This window comes from Bradyrhizobium sp. AZCC 2230, from assembly GCF_036924495.1.
Taxonomy (GTDB): Bacteria; Pseudomonadota; Alphaproteobacteria; order Rhizobiales; family Xanthobacteraceae; genus Bradyrhizobium; species Bradyrhizobium rifense.
This window is the reverse complement of record NZ_JAZHRS010000001.1, coordinates 7,689,106-7,709,511: the sequence shown is the minus strand read 5'-3', so window position 1 is coordinate 7,709,511 and position 20,406 is coordinate 7,689,106. Positions and strand designations below refer to the sequence as shown.

The following is a 20,406-nucleotide window of genomic DNA, read 5'->3' as shown; positions in this document are numbered from 1 at the left end:
CCATGGAGATCGGCTATTTCACGATGCCTTCGCATCCGCCGGAGTGCGGGCTGAAGGAAGGGAACGACTGGGACCTGAAGGTCATGCGCTGGCTCGACGAGCTCGGCTATCAGGAGGCCTGGGTCGGCGAACACCACACGGCACCCTGGGAACCCAATCCCACGCCGGATCTTTTGATCGCGCAGGCGCTGATGCAGACCAAGAATATCCGCATCGGGCCGGGCGGCTTCCTGCTGCCCTATCACCACCCGGCCGAGCTCGCCAACCGCGTCGCGATGCTGGACCATCTCTCGGAGGGCCGGCTCAATTTCGGCGTGGCGGCCTCAGGGCTGCCGAGCGACTGGGCGATGTTCAACGTCGACGGCATGAGCGGGCAGAACCGCGACATGACCCGCGAGGCGCTGGAGATCATCCTGAAACTCTGGTCCGATCCCGCGCCCTTCACCTACAAGGGCAAGTTCTGGACGGTGACCAAGCCGGACACCATGTTCGACTTCCTCAAACCGCACATCAAGCCGTTGCAGGCGCCGCATCCGCCAATCGGCGTCGCGGGTCTCTCGAAGAACTCGGACACGCTCAAGCTCGCCGGCGAGCGCGGCTTCATCCCGATGAGCCTCAACCTCAATCCGGCCTATGTCGGCAGCCATTGGGACTCGGTCGAGATCGGCGCCGCCAAGACCGGGCGCAAGCCGAACCGCGCGGACTGGCGGCTGGTGCGTGAGGTGTTCGTTGCCGACACCGACGAAGAGGCCTGGAAGCTCTCGACCGGCGACATGATGGGCCGGATGATGGGCGAGTATTTCCTGCCGCTGCTCGGCCATTTCGGCTTCAAGGACTATCTCAAACACACGCCCGACGTGCCCGATACCGACGTCACCGTCGAATATTGCGCCAAGCGGAACTGGATCGTCGGCTCGCCCGCGACCGTCGCCGAGAAGATCGAGAATATCTACGACGAGGTCGGCGGCTTCGGCGTCCTGCTGGTGTTCGGCTTCGACTACAAGCACAAGGCCGAGGCCTGGCACCACTCGCTCTCGCTGCTCAAGAACGAGGTGATGCCCCGCCTGAAGCATCTCGGCTCCGCGAAGAAGGCAGCTTGACCGAATGCGGGTGCGGCGCGAACCTGCCGCACCCGCATTCATTTCGGAGATTTTGGCGTGAGCGTCGACGCAAAGGATTTCAAGCAGGCGATGCGCCAATGCGCCGGCGCGGTCGCGCTGGTCACGGTCGGCGCCGAACACGGCAAGCGCACCGGCCTCACGGTAACGTCGGCCTGCTCGCTGTCGGACAATCCGCCGTCGCTGATCGTCTGTGTCAACCGCAACGCCAGCGCGCATGCCCGCATCCGCGAGGAAGGTGCCTTCGCGATCAATTTCCTGCACGAGGACCACGCGCTGCTGGCGCTGACCTTCAGCGGCCAGAAGGGCGTCAATGGTGACGACCGCTTTTCGTTCGGGCAATGGACGCGCGGTGTGACCGGGGCACCCGTACTGAGCGATGCGGTCGCAGCGTTCGATTGCGTGCTGGCACAGGAATTCGAGACCAAGACGCATTCGATCTTCGTCGGCGAGGTGCGCTACGTGTCGCACTCCGACGGAGCCGCGCCGCTCGTGTATCTGCGCAGCAGCTTCCACGTCCCTCATGAAATCCGCGGCACCGTGACAGTCGGCGACCTCGATTCCCGGCATCTGAGCTGGAGCGATTTTTCGTAAGGAGCGCGCCGAACTCGCTGCTCTTCCCTTCTCCCCTTGTGGGAGAAGGTGGCGCGAAGCGCCGGATGAGGGGTATCTGTCCGCGCACACGATAAGCAGAGTGGATGCGGAGAGATACCCCTCACCCGTCTCGCCGCTTCGCGGCGAGCCACCCTCTCCCGCAAGGGGAGAGGGAAGAAAGAGCACTACTGCGCAGTCTCGATCTTCAGCTGCTTGATTTTGCGATAGAGCGTCGCGCGACTGAGCTTTAGCGCGCGGGCCGCTTCCGTGACGCGGCCACCGTTCTTGCGCAGCGCCTCGATGATCGTCGCGCGTTCGGCCGCTTCGAGATCGGTCTGCGTCGCCCTTCCGCCAAACGGCGGCAGGTCGAGATCGGCATCGGTGATCACACCATCCTCCGCCGTGCAGCCGGCAAGCCGCAGCACATGGCGGAGCTGGCGCATGTTGCCGGGGTAGGGATAGGCCGAGAGCAGCGTCCACGCCTCGTCCGACAGCCGGCAGTTCGGCGCCTCCTCGCGCGCGATCTGGCGGATGATGTCATCCCGGTCGGTGCGCTCACGCAAGGCCGGCAGCCGCACCTCCATGCCGCGCAGACGGAAATAGAGGTCGGCGCGGAAGGCGCCCTCCTCGGCCATGCGGCCGAGATCGCGATGGGTGGCGCTGATCAATCGGATATCCACCGGCACGGGCTTCAGCGCACCGAGCGGCCAGACCTCACGGTTCTCCAGCACGCGCAAGAGCCGCGTCTGCAGCGCGATCGGCATGTCGCCGATCTCGTCCAGAAACAGCGTGCCGCCGTCGGCCTGCACGATCAGGCCCTTCGAGCCGTCGCGCCGTGCGCCGGTGAAGGCGCCGGCCTCGTAGCCGAACAGCTCCGCATCGATCAGGCTCTCCGGCATCGCCGCGCAGTTCAGCGCGACGTAGTTGTTACGGGCACGGTTGCTCGCCGCATGAATAGCGCGCGCGAACACATCCTTGCCGACACCGGTTTCGCCATGCAGCAGCACCGGCAGATTGTGATCGCCGATGCTTCTGAGCCGCTTCACGCTCTTGACGAGGCCGGGATCATTGCCTGCCAGCCGATGCAACGCATCAAACCGATCGACGGGCGCGTCACGACGCAACGTCGAGGACTTTGCACGCTGCGGCGACGCGACATGGCCCTGGCCCAGCGGCCGGCCATCGGCGCGGCGCAGCTCGACGATCTCATCTGCATGGCGCGAATGGTCGATCTTGACGTAGCGCGACAGATCGATGCCGGATGCGATCAGGCCGTCGGTCAGGCCCAGCAAGGCGCGCGCCGAGCGGCAGGCGCCGACGATGCGGCGATCGTCGTCATAGGCGAGCAGGCCGCTGCCGCCATCGCCCGGCACGGTCGCGATCCAGGCGTTGCGGAAATGATCGCGGAAGATCGCGCCCTCCATGCGCCGCGTCGCCTCCATCGTCACCGCGAGCGCAAGCTGATGCGCGGCGCGTTCGAGATCTTCGCGGCAGGAGGTGATGTTGACGGCGCCGGCGAGGCGCCCGGCCTGATCGAACAGGGGCGCCACCGCGCAGGAGAACATGTGCCATTGCGCGCGAAAATGCTCGTCGCGATGCACCAGGATCGGCTTCTGCTCCGCAAGTGCGGTGCCGAGCCCGTTGGTGCCCTCAAACGTCTCGGCGAAGTTCGAGCCGGTATAGATCTTCCAATCCATGAACATCCGCGCGTCGGCTTCGCCGGGAAGACGGCTGAACAGCATGGTCGCGTTCGCGTCAGCCAGATTGACGCAATAGCCGGCGTCGCGCAGCACGCGGGCGAGATCGTCGAGCTCGGGCGTGAGCAGCCGGATGGTCTCTTCCATCGGCTCGGCGACGTGACGGACTTCGGCTTCGCTGAGCGTCTGCGGCGGGCCCTGGCGGGCGGGATCGAGCTTGTGGCTGATCAGGCAGCGCCGCCAGGAGGTCGCGATCCGCGACTCCGCATCGACGTCGGCCACGTGATTGGCGACGGACAAGACACGGGCGACATGGTTCGAGGCCGAAAGGCTGGCCATCGCGGACGTCTCCACCCTGTATTATTGTGCAAAGTCTGGCACCACAGGCGGGGATGTCAATCGGGAACCGGGACGCAGCTATTGCTGCACTGCGCTCACCACGTGTCGATACACGGCCGCTTCTTCTCCGTCCGCACTGGCGGCTTCGGCACCGAACGGAGCCCCGCCATGATCCAGCGCCGCGTCTCGGCGGGGTCGATCACATTGTCGATCTCGAACACCGAGGCGATCGAGACCGCCTTGCCGTTGGCGTAGAGCTCGGCGACCTTGTTGCGGTAGTAGGTCTCGCGCTCTTCGGGATCGGCGATCGCCTCCATCTCCTTGCGGAAGCCGAGGCGGACATAGCCCTCCAGGCCCATGCCGCCGAACTCACCGGTTGGCCAGGCCGCCGTAAAGAAGGAGGCGTGGAAGCCGCCGCCGATCATCGACTGCGCGCCGAGGCCATAGCCCTTGCGCAGCACAATGCCGAACAGCGGCACGGTGAGGCTCGCGCCGGTGACGAACATACGCGAGACGTGGCGCACGATCGCGGTCTTTTCCGCTTCCGGGCCAACCATGAAGCCGGGCGTGTCGCACAGCGAGACGATCGGCAGGTCGAAGGCGTCGCAGAGTTGGAGGAAGCGCGCGGCCTTGTCGCCGGCATCCGCATCGATGGCGCCGCCGAGATGGCGCGGATTGTTGGCGATCAGGCCAAACGGCTTTCCTTCGATGCGGATCAGGGCGGTGACCATGCCGACGCCGTAGTCGCGGCGCAGCTCCAGCACGGAATCCTTGTCGGCGACGAGATCGATCACGCTGCGGATGTCGTAGACGCGGAGACGGTTCTCGGGGATGGCTCGGCGAAGCAGGCGCTGGTCGGCGGCCTGCCAATCCGTCACCGCGCCCTGGAAGTAAGACAGGTATTTCTGCGCGACGGATGTCGCCTCTTCCTCATCCTCGACCACGATGTCGATGACGCCGTTCGGCGACTGGAACGAGACCGGACCAACCTCGGCCGGGTGATAAACGCCGAGCCCGCCGCCCTCGATCATCGCCGGTCCGCCCATGCCGATCGAGGCGTTCTTGGTGGCGATGATGACGTCGCAGCAGCCGAGCATCGCGGCATTCCCGGCGAAGCAATAGCCCGAGACCACGCCGATCACCGGCACGAGACCGGAGAGTCTTGCGAACTGGACGAAGGACGGGCCGTCGAGGCCGGTCATGCCGAGCCGGTCGGTGTCGCCCGGCCGGCCGCCGCCACCTTCGGCATAAAACACCAGCGGCACGCGCCAGTCTTCCGCCAGCGTCAGCATGCGGTCGATCTTCTTGTGGTTCATGTGGCCCTGCGTGCCCGCGAGCACGGTGTAGTCATAGGCAACCACGATGCAGCGCGCCGCCTCACCGCCAAACTTTTCGGCGTTGACGGTGGCCACGCCCATCACGAGGCCGTCGGCCGGCGTGTTCTTGATGAGATCGTCGAGCTTGCGCCGGCGCCGCTGGGCGGCAATGGCGAGGCTGCCATATTCCATGAACGAGCCGTCGTCGACGAGCTGCGCGACGTTCTCGCGCGCGGTGCGCTGATTGGTGTTGCGGCGGCGCTCGACCGAGGCCGGGCGGTTCGCATCGAGCGTGTTGGCCTGGCGCGCGATCAGCTCGGCGAGATCGGGGCGGATATGGTCGAGATCGACATCAGTTTCGACAGCCGACGCATCGGCGGCGACGTCGAGCGGCTCGAGATAAAGGATCGGCTCGCCATGCATCAGCGTGACGCCGTCGCCGGCCGCAAGCTTCATGACACGGCCGCCCTGCTCGGCCATCACGAGGTGCTCCATCTTCATGGACTCGATCACGGCAAGCTGCTGGCCGGGACGCACGACCTCACCTTCCTTCACCTGAATGGCGACGATGGTGCCCTGCAGGGGCGCAGCGACCATCACCGCCCCCTCTGGCACGATCTGCGCGACGTGTGCCTCGGCGGCGTGCGCACCAACTCGCTCGGCTGCGGCAAAATAGAGCGGCTTGGCCGCGCCATCGGCCGCCTCGACCAGCTTTGCGATGTTGCGATCGATGAAGTCGGTCGCGATGCGATTGGTCCGGAAATCCGGGTGCGCCAGCACCGCCTGGAGGAAGGCCATATTGGTGACGACGCCGTCGATCCGGAATTCGCGCAAGGCGCGCGAGGCTTTCGCCACGACGTCGTGCCAAGCTTCGCCCGGCGTATGCACGATGACTTTTGCAAGTAGCGAGTCGAACGCGGCACTGGTCTTGTAACCGGCATAGCCAAAGCTATCGACGCGGACGCCTGGCCCAGAGGGCGGCTCGAACACCGCGAGCACGCCGCCGGTCGGATGCGTCGCGCCAGTTTCGTCCAGCGTCTCCATGTTGACGCGGAGCTGCATCGCATAGCCGCGGGCCTTCGGGATCGAACCCTGCGCCAGTCCGAGCGAGGCCAATGTGCTGCCTGCGGCAATCGCAAGCTGGGCGCGCACGAGGTCGAGGCCGAGCACCGCCTCCGTCACGGTATGCTCGACCTGAAGCCGCGGATTGGCTTCGATGAAGGCAAAGCTGTCCTCGGCCGTGCCGTCGACCAGGAACTCGAAGGTGCCAAGATTGTCGTAAGACGCGGCTGTCGCGAGCTGCTTGGCCGCCTCGATGATGCGGCCGCGCAAGGTCTCACTCAACGACGGGCTCGGCGCGACCTCAATCAGCTTCTGATGCCGGCGCTGGATGGTGCATTCGCGCTCCCAGAGATGCGAGATCGCGCCATGACGGTCACCGATGATCTGGACCTCGATGTGGCGCGCTTGCCGGATCAACCGCTCGGCATAGACGCCATCGAAGCCGAACGCCGCCTTGGCTTCGGACTGGCAGCGCGCATAGGCTTCCGCGAGATCGGATGCGTCCTCGACAACACGCATGCCGCGGCCACCGCCGCCGGCCATCGCCTTGATCACGATCGCGGCGTTGCTGCCGAGCGAGGAGAAGAACGCCGAGATCTCGTCGAGCGACGATGGGCCGCTGGTGCCGGCAATGATCGGCACGCCGCAGCGCTTTGCGAGTTGCCGCGCCGCCACCTTGTCGCCGAACAGTTCCAGCGCGGCCGGCTTTGGCCCGACGAAGGCGATGCCCGCATCGGCGCAGGCTTTTGCAAACGCCGCGTTCTCGCTGAGAAAGCCATAGCCGGGATGCACGGCATCGCAGGAGGCAGCCTTCGCCGCCTTCACCACGGCCGCAATGTCGAGATAGGCCCGCGCGCCGCGGCCGGGGATTTCGACCGCCGCATCCGCCACGCGAACATGCAGCGACAGCGCGTCATCCGCGGGGTGGATCGCAACCGTGGCAAGACCGGCGTCGGCCGCCGCGCGCGCGATGCGGATGGCGATCTCGCCGCGGTTGGCGATCAGGAGCTTTTTGAACGACATATAGCGGTCTCCATGCCCGCGTCGGGCGCGGTCGGCAGGTTCGATGATCCTGCTTCTTCACTTTAACCGCAGTCGTCAAGGGAGAGGAAGCGGTCGCCGGGGTAGCTCCCGCGGGCCGGAATATCAGTCGGCCGGTCGCGCTTCGATGAGGCGAATAATCCGCATCACGGCAGACGGGATCGGCGCGATGACGGGCACGGTGAACATCGGTTGCAGTTCGCGCGCGGCTTCGCCGAGCGGACCGCCACCGATGATGATAGCCTCGGCACCGTCCTGCGCGATGCAGGCCTCGACGGCGCCGGCGAGCGCAGCACGCAGCCGCCCGGGATCGCGCACCAACTCTTGCGGTTCGCCGTCGGCGAAGCGGGTACCGGTGTAGCGGGATCGCAATCCCAACGCGACCGGTAGCGCGTCGATCCTCGCCTTCAGCAGCGGTGTCGTCGTCGCGACGCCGAAGCGGCGGCCGCCTTCAGCGGCTTCCAGCATCGAGGACTCGCCGATGCCGACCGCGGGCAGCCTCGTCGCCGACTTGATCCCCGCGAGGCCGGGATCGCCGAACGCCGAGACGATGATGCCGTCGCAGGGGCTCCGATGTGCGAGCGCGATCTCTTCGACCTCGGGCGCGGCAGTGTCGAGCGCGTCGGGTGTCACGATCATCGCGGGCGCGCGCGTCGCCGTGACACCGACGATGTCGAAGCCATCGCTGGCGACAGACGCCGCAATCGCGACCATCATTGCGGTGGTCGCCTCAAGACTGTTCGGATTGATCAGCAGGATACGCGCGCGGCGATCGGAGTTTTGACCCATCCCGCTGCTATACTAGGCCGCCCGCACGCCTGCAACGAAAGTGCTGACCTCGTTCTCCAGCGATTGCAGCTTCTCGGTCAGGCGTCCGCTCGACTGCAGTACGAGGCCCGCGGCCTGGCCGGTCTCCGCCGTCGCATCGGTGACGCCGGAGATGTTTTGCGAGACCTGGTCGGTGCCGGAGGCTGCTTCCTGCACGCTGTGCGCAATGGCCTGCGTCGCGGCGCCCTGCTCTTCGACCGCAGCCGCGATCGACGAGGAGATCTCGTTGACCTCCATGATGGTCTTGCGAATGTTGTCGATGTTGCCGACGACCTGGTTGGTTTCGGCCTGTATCGCGGTGATCTGTGCGCCGATCTCGTCGGTCGCCTTCGCGGTCTGGCTCGCCAGCGATTTCACCTCGCTCGCGACCACGGCAAAACCCCGGCCGGCTTCGCCTGCGCGCGCCGCTTCGATGGTGGCGTTGAGCGCGAGCAGGTTGGTCTGCGAGGCGATCTGGTTGATGAGGTCGATGACCTCGCCGATCTTGTGGGCAGCGGCGGCCAGCCCCTGCACGGTGTCGTTGGTGCGCTGGCCATCGGCGGCGGCCTTGTCGGCCACGGCAGCTGCCTGCGCGACGCGCTGGCTGATCTCGGTGATCGAGGACGACAGCTGGCCGGCGGCGGAGGCCACCGTCTGCACATTGCTCGAGGCCTGCTGGCAGGCCGTGGCGACGAAGCTCGCGCGATCGGTCGCCTTGTTCGCGGTCTCCGACATGCCCTTTGCTGCCTGCTGCATGGCGCGCGCCTCGTTGAAGACGTCGCGGACGACGGCCTGGACGCTCGCCTCGAACTTACCGGCGAGATCGGTCATGGTCTTGCGCTTCTCGTCGTCGGCACGCTGCTTCGATTCCTGCTGCTCGGCGTGCATCCGGCCCACGGCCGATGCATTGTCCTTGAACACGGCGAGCGCCTTGGCGAGCCCACCGACCTCGTTGCTGAGGTTGGTGTAGGGCACTTCGAAGGCGCTGTCGCCTGCGGCGAGACGCTCGGTCAGGCCGGTGATTTTCGCGAGCGGCCTGGTCACGCTGCGGCCGATCACGAAGGAGCAGCCGAGCACGAGCACGAACACCACAAGGCACACCAGGCCGAACGTCATCGCGTCCTGGCGGAAGACGGCGTCGACATCGTCGAGATAGATTCCGGTGCCGACGATCCAGCCCCAGGGCGCAAAGCCCTTCACATAGGAAATCTTGGCAACGGGCTGGTCGAAGCCGGGCTTCGGCCAGAGATAGCTATAAAAGCCCGCGCCCTGCGTTTTGACGACGTCAACGAAGCCCGAGAACAGGCGGTTGCCCGTGGGGTCCTTCATGTCGGAGAGATCCTTGCCGTCAAGCTCGGGCTTGATCGGATGCATGATCATCTTCGCGGCCATGTCGTTGAGCCAGAAATACTCCACCTTGTCGTAACGCAGGCTTTTGATCTCTGCGATCGCAGCCGCCTGCGCCTGCTCGCGCGTGAGTTTGCCCTCGCTCTCGAGCTTCTGCTGGTGCGTCAGAATGCCGTAGACGACGTCGACCATCTGCAAAATCTTGGCCTGGCGGTCCGCGACCATCTGGCTGCGCAATGTCGAGAGCGCGATCGGCGCCAGCGCGATCATGCCGAGGAGGCTGATGCCGACAATGAGGACCAGCTTGAAACTGATGCGGGAGAAAATCATCGGTGCTCACAAAATTGGCGGGGCTGATATGCCATTTTATCCTGATCGTCTTAGCAAAGCCTTAAGCATTCGGGTTCCCGAACTCCGCAAAAGGTGCCCGGAAGCTGCCAGGGCTGGTTCGTCCCAAGCGCACTTTGGAATTCGTCGACATTTTGCGACTGCATTGGAATGGCTCCAAAGACCGAGCGTCCAATGCTTGCGCGTTTCTAGAAGACCTCGATATCGGCCTTGCCGGCGTTGACTTGCACGTGCCCCTGCAGAACGATCGGCGCAAAGCATAGCCATTTGCAGAGGCGCCATGTATCAATCGACAGACACTAGGACGCTCGATCTCCCGGCGCTGAGCGCGGCGGAGCGGCTCTTCATCTGGGGATTTCGCGCGAAGGCGCGAAGCGGGACCGCCGTTCCGACGGCGGCCGACATCCAGCAGGTCTACGACCATTTTCGCGTCGGCGACGCCGTACCGTCGCTGGACTCGATCATCGAGATCTTTGCTTGCACCGCGCATACGGCCATCGAAGTTCATTGCCCCACTTGCCCGAAGATGTCGGAGAGCGAGCACGGGATTTTGCACGCGATCGCAGCGGCGCAACAGGAGCGCATCGATATCGCGCGCGAGCAATTCGAGAGCTGGCTGCCTCCGGTCGGCGCGGATTGGGCGATCGCGCCTATCAGGGGACTTGCGACGATCTTCCGCGTAGCCGGTCTCATCCTGCCGGATCGACACATCAGGACTCCCGGCGTTGCGCAGACGATGGCGATGAAGAGCTGGTTCGTCGGAAGCCCCACATTGCACTGACGAGATCGTGTCATGACCCAGGATGCGCGCTGCTCGAGCGTCGAAGGCTGCGATGATTTTTGCCGCACGGCGCTCTCGCTGTTCCGGTTCATTGGGGCCGCCTATGCGACCGGCGCGTCCGATTGCTGGGAGGCCGCGTATCGCTTCGCCGACGAGGCGCCCGGCATTGCCGACAGTCCGTTGCTGGTCGCCCGCGTTGCCGCGCTGGTCAGAATCTTGCGCAGCGGACGCCCCTGCAATCTGTGCTTCATGCCGCCGTCTTGCCGGCGGCTGTCAAAGGACGAGGCGGAATTGATGCGGCTCCTGGCCGTCGCGCGTCGCAGGGAGCCAGGCGAACTCAAGTCCGCCGTCGGCCGGCTCGTCGGGATCGAGCAGGAGAGCGCGGCCACGCAGGCCGTCAACGCGCTTGCGTTCTGCTGAGGCCTAGCGAACGCCCTTGCCGAGCACGAGGTCGATAGCGTGGGCGGCGATCTTGCGCAGCTGGGGCTCGTCACCGAAGGCGCGTTCAAGCACGGCAAGACCGCGCGTCACCGCGATAATGTGCAGCGCTGCGGCCGCCGGATTGCCGCTGAACTCGCCGCGCTCGGCCCCTGCCGACAATGTCTCCTCAACCAGCGCGGTGATGCGCGACACCAGGTTCGCAAAAGCTCTCCGCGCGTCTTCGTCGAGCCCCTCGCCTTTGGCGGCGCCGAGCTCCATCAGCCCCCGCGTCGTCGGACAGCCGCGCGGCGGCGAGCCGGAACGGAAGTTGGTGATGGTCAGGTCGAAGAACGCGGTGAGGCGTTTACGCAATGAGCCCGCGCCGAGCGCCTTCTGCAGGGCGGCGAGATAGTCGCCGGCGTAGCGCTCATAGGCCAGGAGGAACAGCGCCTCCTTGCTGCCGAAGGCATTGTAGAGACTGCCGCGCTGAACGCCGGCATCGCGGGCGATGTCCGACAGCGAGGTGCCGCGCACGCCCTTGCGCCAGAACTGGTCGAATGCGATGCGCAGGACGTCGTCGTGATCGAATTCGCGCGGCCTCACATCATGCTCCTTGTCAGCGGTGTATTTGACACGATGTCAAAAACGTGCTTTCTGGACATCGTGTCAAAAACTAGCTGGGATTGATAGCCCGTTTCGTCAATGAGCCGAACCGCCGGTGCGGATGATGCGCCTTGGCGGTCGCGCCCGCTCGCAAAGGGACACGCGATGCCTCTGCTTCATATCTCGATGCGCGCCGGCAAGCCGGAAGCTTATCGAAACGCTATCCTCGACGGCCTCTACCGGGCCATGCGCGAGGCGCTCAACGTGCCCGAGGGCGACGAGTTCATGACCATCAGCGAGCATGAGCCCGCAAATTTCCGCTGCGGCAACGCCTACGGCGTCAAGCGAAGCGACGATGCCGTGCTGATCCAGATCACCGTGTTCGCCTCACGCACCCCTGAGCAGAAGAAGGCGCTGTATCGGCGGATCGCGGAGCTGCTCTGCGACAATCCCGGGATCCAGCCGGCGGACGTGTTCGTGAATGTGCTCGACGCCCCGGCGGAAAACTGGTCCGTCGGCCACGGCCTCGCGCAATTCGCGTGAGTTTGCGGGACCTGCCGACGCCCTCTTGAGAATTGCCGGCGGGAAGGGTCTGATAGGCTGCGGAGTGAACCTCCGCCGAGCCGAACCCGGGACCTGAACCGCATGACCATGTCGGTCGAGCAATTGTGGAGCCTGCCGGAGACCGCGCTGGTCGGCGCCTATGCGGAGGCGCGGCGCCGCTACGCGGAGAAGAAGTTCGAGCGCGACACCCAGCGGGCGCGGCTGGAATGGATGCGCGCAAAGCTTTTCGTCAACACGCCGGGCAATGTGACCGAGCGCAAGATGGCGGTTGATGTCTCCGAGGAGCTGGCGCGCAAGGGTCAGGAGGTGCGCGAGATGACGCGCGATCTCGACATGCTGAAGGTCGACGTCGACGTGATCGACACCATGATCCGGCTGCGCGGCTCGCAAGGCGTTCCCCCGGTCCATGCGGAAGAAGCCGAGAAGCCGGCCGAGCCGGAGGGGGAGTGAGATGGCTGCATTCCGTGGAAGCTGTTTGTGTGGCGAGGTCGCCTTCGAGGTCGAGGGTCCGTTCGATCGTTTCCTCAACTGCCATTGCTCGCGCTGCCGTAAGGCGACCGGGACCGCACATGCTTGCGAGGTGATCGTCAAAGCGAGCGCGCTGCGTTGGCTACGCGGCGAAGCATCCGTCACGCGCTTCGATCTGCCCAATGCGCGTAGCTTTGCCACCGCGTTCTGCAAAATCTGCGGCAGCCCGATGCCGCATCTGACACGCAGCGGGCGCGAGGCGATCATCCATGCCGGCGCGTTCGACGGGCCGCTCGGCGCTACACCCGACCGTCACGTCCAGTGGACGTCACGCGCGGAGTGGTATGTGCACAGGGATGGGCTGCCGGTGGAGGATTGAGGCTCAGCTTCCTGCATGCACGCCGTGGTGACGGTGATACGCACTCGGCGTCGGCCAGGTCCAACCCGTCAGCGTCGCTCGTTCCGGTTCGAAGATTTCGATCTTGAGCGGGTGGCATGCCGCAGCATCGCTGGAATGGGTTGCGCTACAGTCTCCACCGGGACAGGCCGACAGCGCTCCGAGCAGATCGATCTCTGCGAAGAACTCGATGAAGTCGCCGGGACGGACGGGGCTTGCCTTCATGAAATATTGGTGTGTGTCTTTGGTGAAGCCGGTGCACATGAAGACATTGAGCACGTCGTGGACGTGATGCTCGACCGCGCGTGGCTCCATCTTCAGCTCAGTGGCAAGCGCGCGGGACAGATTGGAATGGCAGCAGAAATCATAGCTGCCGCCGTTCAGCATCAGATTAGTGTAGGGATCGCAGCGCGTGCCGATGACGTCGTGAATTCCGGCGCCGTCCGCGTCGAAACCGTACCAGCCGAGCGTGTCGTGACTGATGGTCGCCATCGGCCGAAGATAGGGCATATTGCTCCAGAGCCGGTCGCCGACGCCGACATGCGTGCCATGGATCGCCCGCGTCTTGCCGCTGAAAAAACGCTCGGAGAGATCGTCTGCATTCCAGAGATTGAGATCGCCAACCTGCGGACCTTCGATGCCGACGATGCGGAAGAACTGGCCGCGCGCCACGCGAAATGGTCTGGCGTCGCGGGGCGGCACGATGAGCTCGTGCGTCTTGACCATCGTGCGGCGGGCTTGCTCGAGCGCGGCCAGGTCGGGCCTGGGCATTGTGCCGGCCGGGTAGACGATGGCCGGTTTGGCGGCGCGGCGTGAGGCGGCATCAGTGGGTGAGGGTGGGATTTTGGATGACATGTCAGGCTCATTCCCTGTGACTGCGATCCATCCTATCGCCTCATCTCATCCACTCGCAACGCACCCCTCCATAATTCCGTCGAGCTCGGCTTTCGATAGCACCCCAAGCTCAGCGATGAAGACGATGCGCGCCCGTGGCACGCCCGGTGTCGGCGCATCACCCGGCGCCAGCGTCGCGCGGCCGCCGGCGAACTGAAACACCATCTGGCGCCCCGGCTGTTCGATCGTTTCGAACAGGCCTTTTGCGCGCGCAAGCTTCGGCGCCAGCTTGCCGATCGCCTGCTGCAGGCGCGGCAGCGAGAGCGGCTGGTCCGAGGTCCAGCTCAGCGTCTCGAAGCGCTCTTCTGCCGGCCGTTTCGGCCCCGGCTCGCGCGGTGCCGGTGCGCGATCGCTCGCAGGAAACAGCAGCGCGGACGGAATGGCGCCATGCCTCGCATCGACCACCACGGCGGGCACACGCTGCGCGCGAATGGCTTCGCGCATTCGCCCTCCCGCCCCCTCGTCCGCCAGATCCAGCTTGCTAAGCGCCACGATGTCGGCGACGCGCAGCTGCGAACGCATCAGCGCGTCATCCAGGGCCGACGCCGGTGTCGCCGCGTCCATCACGCAAAGCACCGTCTCCAGCGGTGCCTCGCGCAGGATCACCGGATCCATCAAATTGCGGACGATGTCGGCGGGATCGGCGACGCCGCTGGTTTCGATCACGATGTATTCCGGCTTCGGGTCACGCCGTAGCAAGGTCGAGAGCGTGCGCAACAGATCGCCTTCGAGCGAGCAGCAGATGCAGCCATTGGCAAGGCTCACCACGCCGTCGCTCGCGCCCGCGATCAGCTCCGCATCGATGTTGATCGCGCCGAAATCATTGACAATTGCGGCGATCCGCCGTCCGTCCGCATTTGCCAGCAGATGGTTGACGACCGTGGTCTTGCCCGCCCCCAAAAAGCCCGTCACCAGGAGAACGGGGACCGGCATCGGTCAGCTCCCGACGACGGGGCGGCGCACGGGACGGCCGGGCCGCGCCGCGACGTCAAGCACGCCGTCAGTGATCAGCGGTTGGCCGCTGACGACGAGATGACGGACGCCTTCGGACGGACGGTTCATCGCGGTGAAGGTCGCGCGATCCGACAGCTTCTCGTAGTCGAACACCACGATGTCGGCATCGGCGTCCTTCGTAAGCCTGCCCTTGGCGCGCATCGCTGGCGTGCTCTGCGACAGGATCTCTGCGGGGATCAGCGCGCATTTGCGCATGCCTTCGAGCAGCGAGACGGCTCTGCGTTCGCGCACCCATTCGCGGATGAATTTTGTGAAGCAGCCGGCCGAGCGCGGATGCGAAGTGGCGTCATCCGGCAGCGGCCAGGCATCGCCGGTGTAGGTCTTGCCGTCCGACGTCGTCCACGGCATTGCGTCGGATGCGATCGCGCCGCCGGGATAGAGCACCGACATGTCGAGGAGATCGCGGTGATGCGCATTGTTCTCGGTGTCGAGGATGTGCCAGAGCACCAGCGAGGACGGCTCCTCGGCCTGGGCCTTGAGCAGCTCCTCGCGGTCGTGGAAGCGATAGCCGTCGGTCACGCGCTGCACGGAATCATAGCCGGTGCCGTTGCGCTCGACGAATTGGGGATCGCTGAAGAAGGCCGCCGCGAGCACGGTCGAGCCGGTGCCGTAGGGGTAGGCTTCGACCGTGATCGGCAGGCCCTGCGCCTGCGCCTTCTCGACCAGAACGCGACAGCGCTCGATGTCGGTCTTGCTCGACGAATTGAAATGGCAGATGTGCATGTGCGCGCCGGTGGCACCGGCATAGCCGATCAGGCGGATATAGGCCTCCGCCGCGCTCTCAGGGTCGATGCGCGACATGTAGGCGACGTGGGTGAAGGTCGGCACGTCCTGCTTGGCCGCGAGCTGGCACACCGCGGTCAGCTCCTGCACACCGGCGCCCGGGGCATAGGCGTTCAAGATGCCGATGCCGATGCCGCCCTCGTTCAGGCCGCGTCCAAGGCGGTCGAGGATTCCCGCCACCTCTGCATCGGTCGCAACGTTGTCCATCCAGCGGCGGTCGCGCATCGCATTGCCGAACGCTTCCAGCGAGCTTTCCGCATTGGAGCCCGTCATCGCGCCGATGCGCGCAAAGGCCCAGTTGGTGGCAGCGCCGTAGTTCAGCACCCGGCCTCGCCTCGCCTGGCGCTCGTACCAGGAGCCGACCGGCAGCACGCCGGCCTCGAGATCGAGCGTCGTCGTCACGCCGTCAAACGCCTGCATGCGGTCGGCGGGGATCGACTGGCCATGGGCGTGCAAATCGATAAAGCCGGGCGCGACCACGAGCCCGGTCGCATCGATCACCCGCTCGGCGCCGCCGAGCGAGGAGCCGACGGCGGCGATCTTGCCGTCCATCACCGCCACGTCGCCAATGGCGTCCATTCCGCTCGCCGGATCCACCACCCGGCCGCCAGAGATCACCAAACCGCTCATATCGTCACTCCGAAAAGCTGATGCCAGAGCCTCCAAAGGCCCGGCAGCAGCTTCGGAGGCACGTCGACCGCGCATGGGCCGTATCTATTGCCATAGAGGCAGATTTTCCCGCCCGGGACCACCTCCATCGATGCCGACGCATCATGCGTATTGCTGCGGTCGAACGCTCGGGACCTGTTCAGCCTGACCCTGCAATGACCGGTCGATGCTGCAATCACAGCGACCCATGCGTCACGGCGGAGTGGCCTCGACGTCGTATTATTGTCAGTATGCACGTTTATCCAACACGGCATCTGCATTGTTCAATACGGCACCTGGCGCCGTTGGGTTATGATGGGTTCGGAACAACGGAGCAGCCCATGCCCGACCGTTATCGTGATGACTGCCCCACAGCTTTCAGTCTCGCGCGCCGCGAGCTTCTGCTGGGCGGGTTGTCCCTGGCCGGCGGTTTTGCGGCTCTCCCGATGCTGCCGCCCGTCGCCGCGGCGGCTTCGTGGTCGCAGCAGTCCGAGGCCCAGTTCATGGAAATCTCGTCGCTGCTGGTTCAGCATCGCCTCGACGAGCAGGTCGGCAGGCGCATCGGCGCCGCGATGAGCACATTGAATCCTTCGCTGTCGGAGCAAATGGCCGGGCTCCTCGCCATTGCAAAGAACAAGAACGCGCGGATTGTCGAGGACTTTTTCCCCGACGTGCCGCAGGGGCCGCTCAAGGAGACCGCGCTTGCGATCATTTCGGCCTGGTACCTTGGCGTCGTCAGCGATGCCCCCGATGCTGAAGTGTTCGCCCTTGAGTATGCGCTCATGTATGGGCCGACGAAGGACGTCATGACCATTCCGTCCTATGCGATCTCGGGTCCAAATGGGTGGACCTCGGACGCCCCGCCATTGGACCGCATGCCGGAATTTTGACGACCGCATCCTGGCGCAGATGGGGGGCCCCATATGGCAAGTACCGATAGCGCAGATGTCGTGGTGGTGGGAACGGGTGTCGTCGGGTGTCTGATCGCAGAACAAGCGCTCGATGCCGGCTTGTCCGTGCTGATGCTCGAGGCGGGCCCTCGTGTCGATCGCTGGCGCATTGTCGAGAATTACCGAAACCTTCCGCCGGGCATGCGGCTGTTTCACTGGGACGCGCCCTACCCTCCAAAACCATGGGCACCACATCTTGAAACGCGGACGCCCAAGGAGGCGGAGCAATATCTGCAATTGGAAGGACCGAACGCCCGCGCCTACCTTCAAGGCTATGTGCGCTATGCCGGCGGTGCGACCTGGCACTGGGCAGGCATCTGCTGGCGGTTGACGCCCGAGGACATGCGCCTGAAGAGCCTCTACGGCGTCGGCCGGGACTGGCCATTCGCTCACGACATCATCGAACCCTATTATGCGCGCGCCGAATATGCGCTTGGCGTATGCGGCCCCACCGATCCCGCCATGCAATGGCCGCCGAACGTAAAGCGCTCCAGGCCCTATCCGATGGGGCCTACTCCGTTCGGTCCCGGTGAGCATCGTCTCACTGAAGTCGCAGCCAGTATGGGGTTGATGAACATCCCCGCACCACAGGCGCGCAACAGCGGCGTTGCCTATAACGGACGCCCAGCGTGTTGCGGCAACAACAACTGCTTTCCCGTCTGCCCGATCGCTGCCAAATACGACGCAGCGACTGCGTTGCCGAAAATCGAGGCCAAAGGCGGCAGGATTCTTGCCAACGCCGTCGTCTATCGAATCGAGACAGGCGACAAGAAGGCGGTCGAAGCCGTTCACTATTTCGATCCCGACAAGGGCACTCACAGGATCACCGCCAAGGTCTTCGTGATCGCCTGCAACGGCATCGAGACGCCAAAGCTCCTGCTGTTTTCGAAAGACGATCGCAATCCCAATGGTGTCGCGAACAGCTCCGACCAGGTCGGGCGCAACATGATGGATCAGCCCAAGCTGATCGCCGATCTGGAGCTTGCGGAGCCGCTTTGGACCGGCGTGGGGCCGGTTCAAAGCAGCAGCATCATGAACACGACGCAGGGAGAATTCCGCAGCAGCCATGCCGGCGCGCTGCTGCGCATGGAGAACTTCGCCCGCAGCCCGCTCGGAGCGGCGGCCGCTCTGAAAAAAGGACTCGTCGGCAAGGCTCTGGATACCGAGATTCGACGACTTTCCGCCTGCACCGCGAGGCTGACCGTCGAGCACGAACCGCTGCCCTGGCCGGACAACCGATTGACGCTGTCGGACAAGAAGGACTGGCTCGGCATCAACAAGCCGAACATCTACTATGATGTCAGCGACTATGTGCGCCGAAGCGCCAAAGACTACACCGTTCCGCTGCTGCAAAGGCTGGCGGACGGGCTCGGCGCGACCAGTTTCAAGCTGTCGCCCGAGTTTCTCAACAGCGACCACATCATGGGCGGCTGCATCATGGGGGCCGATCCCACGACATCGGTGGTTGATGCCGACTGTCGCGCGCATGACCACCACAACCTGTTTTTGCCCGGCGGCGGCGCGATGCCCAGCGGAACGGCGTCGAACAGCACGCTCACCATGGCGGCGCTGGCGCTGAAGGCAGCCGACGCGATCGTCGATCAACTGAGGCATGGCTGATCATGTCCCGCGCCGGTCATCGCATCTGTGCGCTTCTCATCCTTTTCGCCGGCTCTCTCATGGCAGGTGCTTCATCTGCGGCGGAGCAAATTGATCCGCCCGCCGACAAGGCCACGATCGAGCGCGGCGCGTATCTGGCCATTGCCGCCGATTGTGCCGCCTGCCACACCGCTCCGGGCGGCAAGCCCTTTGCCGGCGGGCTACCGATCGGCACGCCGCTCGGCACCATCTATTCCACGAACATCACTCCGTCCGCAGAGTTCGGGATCGGACGATACACGGCAGATGAATTTGCCCGGGCGCTTCGCCGCGGGATCCGCCGCGACGGGGCGCAGCTCTATCCCGCGATGCCCTATACGTCCTACGCCAAGTTCACGGATGACGACGCGCGCGCGCTCTACGCCTATTTCACGAAGGGCGTGCAGCCGGTCGACGTGCGGGCACCTGTGACCGCGCTGCCGTTTCCGATGAACATCCGCCTGTCGATGATGGTCTGGAATTTCCTGTTCCTCGACAGCAACGTCTATGCGCCGGATCCGCGACAATCGGCGGAGTGGAATCGCGGCGCCTATCTGGCACAGGGCGCGGCGCATTGCGGCACCTGTCATACACCGCGCGGATTCCTGATGCAGGAGGAGGCGAGCCGCGCGTTGGCGGGCGCCCAGGTCGGACCGTGGTACGCGCCGAACGTCACCTCGGATCCCGCGACCGGAATCGGAAGTTGGACCAGGGAAGAGCTTGCGGCATTTTTGCGCACCGGACGCCTGCCCGGAAAGGCACAGGCGGCGGGAAGCATGGGCGAGGCTGTCGAACACAGCTTCCAGCACCTGTCGGCCGCGGACCTCGACGCCGTCGCCACCTATGTGAAGAGCGTACCACCCGTCCAGGATGCGGCAAGCGGCTCCCGGTTCAGCGCGGGCAGGATGTTCTCTGAACTCAGCGTGCTGCGCGGACGCAACCCCATCAGTTCCAACAATGACGCCAATCCCACCGGAGCCCAGCTCTTTCAAGGCAATTGCGCCTCCTGCCATGCGGCCGAAGGGCAAGGCAGCAAGGACGGCTACTATCCGAGCCTTTTCCACAACTCCGCCACAGGGGCGAAAAACCCGGCGAACCTGATTGCCGCCATCCTGTATGGGGTGGACCGCACGGTATCGGGGAGACAAGCCTTCATGCCTGGCTTCGGCGGCCATCCGACCGATTCCAACCAACTCAGCAACCGCGATATCGCCGTGCTGGGGACCTACGTGCTCACCCATTACGGAGCGGGCGATACCACAATCACCGAACAACAAGTTTCCGAGGCGAGGCGCGGCGGGCCTTCCTCCCCGCTGCTGCCGCTCGCCCGCGGGGGCCTTGCGGCCGGAGCGGTCCTGCTCGTTCTTGGCGTTGCCTTTCTCATCTTCAGGAGGCGTAAGGCTGTGGTTCAGAAGGCGTAGGCTTTCTGCGCTGAGCTGCGAGGCAGCGGCGTCGCTCGATCGAATTTGCAGGCACATTGTGCGCATGCGCTCGTACTCTCGCGGCTTGTTTTGCCCGAGCTATGCTTTGCGGTTCACACCCTCTCCCAGGAAAGGGCGCAGGGAAGACCGGTCGCC

The 20,406-nt window shown here is 64.9% G+C and carries 18 protein-coding genes; 10 read left to right on the top strand and 8 right to left on the bottom strand.

Annotation, left to right across the window (positions count from 1 at the left end; translation table 11 throughout):
- Positions 1 to 2 precede the first annotated feature (2 nt).
- On the top strand, positions 3 to 1,100 hold the full coding sequence (locus V1280_RS36820; protein ID WP_334535529.1) for an LLM class flavin-dependent oxidoreductase: 1,098 nt from the start codon (positions 3 to 5) through the stop codon (positions 1,098 to 1,100).
- A gap of 57 nt (positions 1,101 to 1,157) precedes the next feature.
- The gene (locus V1280_RS36815) at positions 1,158 to 1,712 is read left to right on the top strand and encodes a flavin reductase family protein (RefSeq protein WP_334535528.1); all 555 of its coding nucleotides are present in this window, start codon (positions 1,158 to 1,160) and stop codon (positions 1,710 to 1,712) included.
- 185 nt (positions 1,713 to 1,897) lie between these two features.
- Here V1280_RS36815 and V1280_RS36810 read toward each other — a convergent pair whose 3' ends face one another.
- From V1280_RS36810 to V1280_RS36795, 4 genes are all read right to left on the bottom strand, one after another.
- Positions 1,898 to 3,748, bottom strand: coding sequence for a sigma-54-dependent Fis family transcriptional regulator (locus V1280_RS36810; RefSeq protein WP_334535527.1), 1,851 nt, complete (start codon positions 3,746 to 3,748; stop codon positions 1,898 to 1,900).
- 95 nt (positions 3,749 to 3,843) lie between these two features.
- Positions 3,844 to 7,149 (bottom strand): acetyl-CoA carboxylase family protein, encoded by a 3,306-nt coding sequence (locus V1280_RS36805; RefSeq protein ID WP_334535526.1) that lies wholly within the window; start codon positions 7,147 to 7,149, stop codon positions 3,844 to 3,846.
- Positions 7,150 to 7,272: 123 nt separating this feature from the next.
- Positions 7,273 to 7,956: an aspartate/glutamate racemase family protein gene (locus V1280_RS36800; protein WP_334535525.1), complete on the bottom strand. Its 684-nt coding sequence runs from the start codon at positions 7,954 to 7,956 to the stop codon at positions 7,273 to 7,275.
- Positions 7,957 to 7,968: 12 nt separating this feature from the next.
- Positions 7,969 to 9,651 (bottom strand): methyl-accepting chemotaxis protein, encoded by a 1,683-nt coding sequence (locus V1280_RS36795; protein ID WP_334535524.1) that lies wholly within the window; start codon positions 9,649 to 9,651, stop codon positions 7,969 to 7,971.
- Between the two features lie 298 nt (positions 9,652 to 9,949).
- On the opposite strand from V1280_RS36795, the gene V1280_RS36790 reads away from it, so the two are divergent.
- On the top strand, positions 9,950 to 10,450 hold the full coding sequence (locus V1280_RS36790; RefSeq protein WP_334535523.1) for a hypothetical protein: 501 nt from the start codon (positions 9,950 to 9,952) through the stop codon (positions 10,448 to 10,450).
- A gap of 12 nt (positions 10,451 to 10,462) precedes the next feature.
- Positions 10,463 to 10,870 carry a hypothetical protein gene (locus V1280_RS36785; protein WP_334535522.1) on the top strand — a complete coding sequence of 136 codons (408 nt, stop codon included), beginning with the start codon at positions 10,463 to 10,465 and terminating at the stop codon, positions 10,868 to 10,870.
- A gap of 3 nt (positions 10,871 to 10,873) precedes the next feature.
- Here the strand turns inward: V1280_RS36785 and V1280_RS36780 are convergent, their stop codons facing one another.
- Complete coding sequence (locus V1280_RS36780) at positions 10,874 to 11,473, bottom strand: TetR/AcrR family transcriptional regulator (protein ID WP_334535521.1); 600 nt, start codon at positions 11,471 to 11,473, stop codon at positions 10,874 to 10,876.
- A 165-nt stretch (positions 11,474 to 11,638) separates the two neighbouring features.
- Between V1280_RS36780 and V1280_RS36775 the strand changes: the two genes are divergently transcribed.
- The 3 genes from V1280_RS36775 (at position 11,639) to V1280_RS36765 (ending at position 12,884) form a co-directional block, all read left to right on the top strand.
- Positions 11,639 to 12,016 carry a tautomerase family protein gene (locus V1280_RS36775; protein ID WP_334535520.1) on the top strand — a complete coding sequence of 126 codons (378 nt, stop codon included), beginning with the start codon at positions 11,639 to 11,641 and terminating at the stop codon, positions 12,014 to 12,016.
- Positions 12,017 to 12,118: 102 nt separating this feature from the next.
- Positions 12,119 to 12,487: a hypothetical protein gene (locus V1280_RS36770; RefSeq protein WP_334535519.1), complete on the top strand. Its 369-nt coding sequence runs from the start codon at positions 12,119 to 12,121 to the stop codon at positions 12,485 to 12,487.
- A 1-nt stretch (position 12,488) separates the two neighbouring features.
- Complete coding sequence (locus tag V1280_RS36765; RefSeq protein ID WP_334535518.1) at positions 12,489 to 12,884, top strand: GFA family protein; 396 nt, start codon at positions 12,489 to 12,491, stop codon at positions 12,882 to 12,884.
- A gap of 3 nt (positions 12,885 to 12,887) precedes the next feature.
- Here the strand turns inward: V1280_RS36765 and V1280_RS36760 are convergent, their stop codons facing one another.
- From V1280_RS36760 to V1280_RS36750, 3 genes are read right to left on the bottom strand one after another with little or no spacing between them, the layout of a single operon-like run.
- Entirely contained in the window at positions 12,888 to 13,757 is an 870-nt protein-coding gene (locus V1280_RS36760; RefSeq protein WP_334535517.1) for an urea carboxylase-associated family protein, read from the bottom strand.
- A 45-nt stretch (positions 13,758 to 13,802) separates the two neighbouring features.
- A complete protein-coding gene (locus V1280_RS36755; RefSeq protein ID WP_334535516.1) occupies positions 13,803 to 14,729 on the bottom strand; it encodes a CobW family GTP-binding protein in 927 nt (308 codons plus the stop codon).
- Between the two features lie 3 nt (positions 14,730 to 14,732).
- Positions 14,733 to 16,223 (bottom strand): amidohydrolase family protein, encoded by a 1,491-nt coding sequence (locus tag V1280_RS36750; protein WP_334535515.1) that lies wholly within the window; start codon positions 16,221 to 16,223, stop codon positions 14,733 to 14,735.
- A gap of 359 nt (positions 16,224 to 16,582) precedes the next feature.
- Between V1280_RS36750 and V1280_RS36745 the strand changes: the two genes are divergently transcribed.
- The 3 genes from V1280_RS36745 to V1280_RS36735 are packed head-to-tail and all read left to right on the top strand — an operon-like array spanning position 16,583 to position 20,250.
- Entirely contained in the window at positions 16,583 to 17,131 is a 549-nt protein-coding gene (locus tag V1280_RS36745; RefSeq protein WP_334535514.1) for a sugar dehydrogenase complex small subunit, read from the top strand.
- Positions 17,132 to 17,164: 33 nt separating this feature from the next.
- On the top strand, positions 17,165 to 18,811 hold the full coding sequence (locus V1280_RS36740; RefSeq protein ID WP_334535513.1) for a GMC family oxidoreductase: 1,647 nt from the start codon (positions 17,165 to 17,167) through the stop codon (positions 18,809 to 18,811).
- Between the two features lie 2 nt (positions 18,812 to 18,813).
- Complete coding sequence (locus V1280_RS36735; RefSeq protein ID WP_334535512.1) at positions 18,814 to 20,250, top strand: c-type cytochrome; 1,437 nt, start codon at positions 18,814 to 18,816, stop codon at positions 20,248 to 20,250.
- The last annotated feature ends 156 nt before the right edge of the window (positions 20,251 to 20,406 follow it).